The sequence below is a fragment of the Pisciglobus halotolerans genome, assembly GCF_900113675.1.
GTDB lineage: Bacteria > Bacillota > Bacilli > Lactobacillales > Carnobacteriaceae > Pisciglobus > Pisciglobus halotolerans.
In genome coordinates this window covers 1-4730 of record NZ_FOQE01000066.1, presented here as the reverse complement: position 1 = coordinate 4730, position 4730 = coordinate 1, and the positions used below count along the sequence as shown (strand labels likewise).

Sequence of the window (4730 nt, the reverse complement as noted above, 5' to 3'; positions counted from 1 at the left end):
TAATCAATGCAGGGGTAGTCAGTCCCAGTCGGTTGGCTGTTTCTCGATAGGTCAACTCTGTTCTTGAATACAACTCTACCGCATCTAATTTAAATTGAACAGTATAATCCCTGTTCGTTGTCCGTCTCTGTAACCCTTCTTCACCAAACTCTTGATAAACTTTCACCCAATCACGTACTTGGCCGTAGCTTTTAATGCCATGTTTTTCAGCTAGAGAGGCATATCCGCCAAAACCTTTGATGTACTCCTTCACGACCATTCTTTTAAATTCAAAGCTATATTTAGCCATAAAAAATGACCTCCAAATGTTAGATTTTTGGTCTAACATTTGGGGGTCAGTATATCATACTGCTTTTTGATCGCTAAATATAAAAAAAAGCAAGAAATGGCGATCATGATAACTTGTTTATAAGATAAATTGGCTACCCCCGTAGTAGCTGCTAGTTCCGATAGTGCTTCTAACATTTGTACGTCCTCCTTCCCTCATCAGCTGATCCAAACAAGTGCTTCTCCCGCTTCTACTGCTTGATTGTTTTCAACTGCAATTTTCGTGACCACTCCATCTTTAGGTACAACAATTTCATTTTCCATTTTCATTGCCTCTAAAACACATAATGTCGTTCCGGCAGAAACGTTTTCATTTTCATTGACGAGAACACGCAGAATATTTCCCGGCATCGGTGCCGTAACCATTTCAGCGTTATTTGAAGCTGTTTTTTGTGGAGTATCTTCAGTACGTTGTGATGTCCTGATATTCTGATCCGTGTTTTCTTTTACTTGTTTATTTTCTTCTATCCTTTCATTTTCAGTCAATTCTTTTACGGAGACTTGATAAACTTTCCCATTGACTTCAATTTCGTATTTTTTCATTGATGCTCCCTCCTAGTGGATTCGTTTGATTTCCGTAATCCTATACTGGTGATCCTGCTTGTCTTCATTCGCCATAACCAACGCCATTAAAGTTGCTACCATTCGGCTTTCTTCATCTTCTTCCAACTCTTCTGTGGACATGTGTTTCGTATGTTCCTTTGTTTCGGTTAACACTTGTTCAGTAGCAGTATCCTCTTTGCCGACAAGCCGAAATAAACCGATCAGTAATTGAAGGCCAAATAACACAATAAAAACCATTATGATACTGACGACCGAGACCACAAGGCCATCAAATAAGGTAAATGCTCCCATTTGGTTGTCCTCCCTTTTATAAAACAGCTTTTATACGAATCTTGCTGTCCTGTTCATCTTGCGGCGGCTGATATTTCTTTTCTAAAAAAGATTTGCCAACTTCAGGAAATAAGGCATAGGTTAAGACATCTTCGTCCGTTTTTGCTAAAGGGCCCAGCTCTTTTTTCAACTGATCAAACTCAGCCGCAATAAGATCAGCCGGACGGGTCGTTATAACCGTTTCATCTCCAATAATTGATCGGCGAAAAGCTTCATCAACTGGTACAGGTGTTTTACCATAAGCACCACGCAAATAATCTTTTATCTCTTTTGGTACCATTTTATAGCGTTCTCCTGCTAGTACATTGAACACGGCTTGTGTTCCGACCATTTGGCTCATCGGTGTAACGAGCGGTGGAAAACCAAGATCTGCACGCACTTTTGGCACTTCTTTTAAAACTTCTTCATAACGGTCTGTCGCCTTAGCTTGTTTTAATTGAGAATAAAGATTTGAAAGCATACCGCCTGGAACTTGATAAAGTAGTGCTTTTGGATCAACGCCCATCATTTTTGGTGCTAAAGCACCACTTTCGATATATCGATCACGAATCGGTTTAAAATAATCAGCGATTTCTTCTAACTTGTCCATCTCCAATGTTGTTGTAAACGGTCCTTCACTAATAGAAAGAGCCATTGTTTCAGTGGGTGGCTGACTCGTTCCTTCTGAAAAAGGAGAAATTGCTGTATCAATCATATCTGCACCTGATTCAACGGCTTTTAAATAAGTCATTTGTGCCGTTCCGCTGGTAGCATGGGTGTGAATACTGAGTGGAACAGAAATATGAGCTTTTATTGCTTTGACTAATCTTTCAGCAGTATAAGGTGTCAAAATCCCAGCCATATCTTTAATACAAATTGAATCTGCACCCATTTTTTCATATTGTTCAGCTAAATCCTGATAATACTGAATCGTATGGACTTTACTGATTGTATAGCAAATCGTTAACTGGGCATGACCTTTATTTTTTTTGACCGCCCTTAAAGAAGCTTCAAGATTGCGCGGATCATTTAACGCATCAAAAATTCTGAAAATATCGATTCCATTTTCGATGCTTTTTTCAACAAATTTTTCTACCACATCATCCGCATAATGACGATAGCCTAAAAGGTTCTGACCACGAAGCAGCATTTGTAATTTTGTATGGGGTGTTCTTTTGCGTATGTCTCTTAGTCTCTGCCATGGATCTTCACCCAAAAACCGAATACAGGCATCAAAAGTAGCTCCACCCCAACATTCTAAAGAAAAATAACGTGCCTTATCCATTGTTTCAACAATTGGGAGCATATCATTTGTAGACATTCTTGTAGCCATCAAACTTTGATGAGCATCCCGCAGAACAGTTTCTGTAAAGTCAATTCTTTTTTTTGGCATGAATATCCTCCTTTTTTAGTGCACAAAGCATAGCGAAAAGCAATTCTACTAAAAGAATTGCTTTCTACTTTAATCTGCTATGAAAGCATTTCTTAACCCTTTCATAGCAGACTATGGTTAATTTTCCTGAATAATACTTAACAAAGCTTTTGAGGTTTCATTCGGTAAGACATTCATTTCTTGATGTGCATTTTGTTCCTGTATATATTCAACCCTCATTTTTATTCTTTCATCAACTAAAGATTTGTAAGAAGAATCGTTTAGGTCAGGGTCGAATCCTTCTACTTCAAGGTATTCAATGTCTTTAATACTGCCAAAAGGTTTAAATGTTCCTTTTCCTTCTACGATTTTCTCAACAGCGCCAAGAGTCACTTCTTTAGGGATCTTTTTGTCTAAGAAAAATCCTGTATTTAAAATATAGCAATCGATATCTTTTCTGCTGAATAAATACTTGAAATTGCTATAATCTTCAATGAGAGGATAAACACGGAAGGGATTAGCATAAGGTTCGATAACCAACTTGTTCATATCTACCCCTTTTTTCAGCTGCTCTGCAGAAGAACGTTTTGTCGCCAACGTTGCTCCAAAAGTAGCCGCAAGAATCGGATCGTTGATTTTTAAAAGCGGCGGCAGACATTCATCTTTCATGATCCAAAAAATGGCATTGATCGGTTCTTCAAATTTATCTACTCGGTTAGGCGTTGAATACCGCGACTTGATCGTGCGCCCATTACCATTTCGCAAGTCTTCCGTTAAGAGCACTTTATTTCCATTTTCATCTTGCGTAACGGCTACATTTTGAACGGTTACAAAGTAATCTACTTCAGGATCATCAGAAGGATAATCTTGTGTTTTGTCAAAATAGGAAGGTTCTAGCGCTATAGATGAGCCATCCGTTAATGAAATAATAAAGGCGTCGTCATGCAGCACTTCAATAGCAAACTTATCTTGATGTTTCGCATGGGTCAATGTTGATTTTCCAGAACCGGACAACCCAAAGAAAGCTGCTACATAAGAGCTGTTATCAGCTAAAGTGAATTTCTTTTGTCCGCCATGACATGAAGTATACCCATTTTTATGAGCTATATTCCAAGCCAAAGTTAACGTACCTTTTTTTAATTCTCCAAAATAATTCATTCCTAAAATAATGGCGCAATTATGATCTGGATCAAAGTAAGCTAACCCCATCGGATAATCAGGATGAGACCAATCTGGATCTTGGTAAATATATATATCGCCTTCTGGATAACCCTTCGAGCGTTGATACATTTCTTGATATTCATCATTTACAACTTGGAAATTTAGCAACCAAGAATATAAATTATTTTCTTGTCCCACAGGAACAGATAAATGAGCTTTTACCATAAAATCTTCTTCTAATCCCACATAAGCTTCTGTTTTGTAACGGGCAACTTTACTCCCATTATAAATAGCTTCTCTCACAATAAGTGCCAGTTTTTTATCTTCTTCAGGATCACGCCCAACGATTCGGCGAGCTGCAGCCGTACGTCCAACGACACTTCCGCCATTTTCAACTAATACTTTAGCGCTTTCTGGAAGTCCTAATTTTTCTGGATATTTTACATTCAAATCTGTAACGATAGTATGAAAGCCATCATGAGCCAATGTGTAAGCCTCTGAAAGATTTGTGACAAGTCGATTGTTATTTGAATACATTGAAGTTTCAATAACGGACCGGAGTGATGAAAAAATAAGATTATTTTTACGAATTTCTGATTTTAAAAAACGTTCTTTCGTTGCCAATAGAAAACCCTCCTTTAATAAGTAGCAGATACTGAAACAAAAGCCTAAAATTTGAAGAGAATCCCCTCCTGACTCATCAATTTTTATATCTTACCAGCTTAATGAAAGATTGAGCATTTTACTAAGGTCCGATGAACTGCTTCAGAACTAGTATGTAGGGAAAGCATTTTTATTACTACTCTAATAGTAACAGAAACTATTTTATAAATAAAGCGCTTTCTTTTGTGAGTATGTGTCAAGTTTTTCTCGGGCATCCTTTTACTAAGCTAGTTTAGGCTTTCTATTTTTGTACACTCATCAGCTACCGCACGGCTCTGCCGTTTGCTGGCCTATCTGTTTGGAGAACGTTCCCAAAACAAGGAACCTTCCCCAA

Annotated in this window: 6 protein-coding genes; all 6 read right to left on the bottom strand. The window is 38.0% G+C overall.

Annotation, left to right across the window (positions count from 1 at the left end; translation table 11 throughout):
• Positions 1–289, bottom strand: a 289-nt coding sequence (locus tag BM057_RS11245; protein WP_177186135.1) for a helix-turn-helix domain-containing protein, incomplete at its 3' end; no start/stop codon positions are given.
• 32 nt (positions 290–321) lie between these two features.
• Complete coding sequence (locus BM057_RS11785; protein ID WP_177186254.1) at positions 322–465, bottom strand: hypothetical protein; 144 nt, start codon at positions 463–465, stop codon at positions 322–324.
• 21 nt (positions 466–486) lie between these two features.
• Complete coding sequence (locus tag BM057_RS11240) at positions 487–870, bottom strand: biotin/lipoyl-containing protein (protein WP_092093834.1); 384 nt, start codon at positions 868–870, stop codon at positions 487–489.
• Between the two features lie 12 nt (positions 871–882).
• Entirely contained in the window at positions 883–1182 is a 300-nt protein-coding gene (locus tag BM057_RS11235; protein WP_092093832.1) for an OadG family transporter subunit, read from the bottom strand.
• Between the two features lie 16 nt (positions 1183–1198).
• Positions 1199–2593 (bottom strand): oxaloacetate decarboxylase subunit alpha, encoded by a 1395-nt coding sequence (locus BM057_RS11230; protein WP_092093829.1) that lies wholly within the window; start codon positions 2591–2593, stop codon positions 1199–1201.
• Between the two features lie 117 nt (positions 2594–2710).
• The gene (locus BM057_RS11225; RefSeq protein ID WP_245741947.1) at positions 2711–4357 is read right to left on the bottom strand and encodes a phosphoenolpyruvate carboxykinase (ATP); all 1647 of its coding nucleotides are present in this window, start codon (positions 4355–4357) and stop codon (positions 2711–2713) included.
• Positions 4358–4730 lie beyond the last annotated feature (373 nt).

What these genes read in the sequence shown, in the direction of transcription:
- BM057_RS11785 (WP_177186254.1), bottom strand. Translation starts at nt 465, where the DNA reads ATGTTAGAAGCACTATCGGAACTAGCAGCTACTACGGGGGTAGCCAAT.
- BM057_RS11240 (WP_092093834.1), bottom strand. Translation starts at nt 870, where the DNA reads ATGAAAAAATACGAAATTGAAGTCAATGGGAAAGTTTATCAAGTCTCC.
- BM057_RS11235 (WP_092093832.1), bottom strand. Translation starts at nt 1,182, where the DNA reads ATGGGAGCATTTACCTTATTTGATGGCCTTGTGGTCTCGGTCGTCAGT.
- BM057_RS11230 (WP_092093829.1), bottom strand. Translation starts at nt 2,593, where the DNA reads ATGCCAAAAAAAAGAATTGACTTTACAGAAACTGTTCTGCGGGATGCT.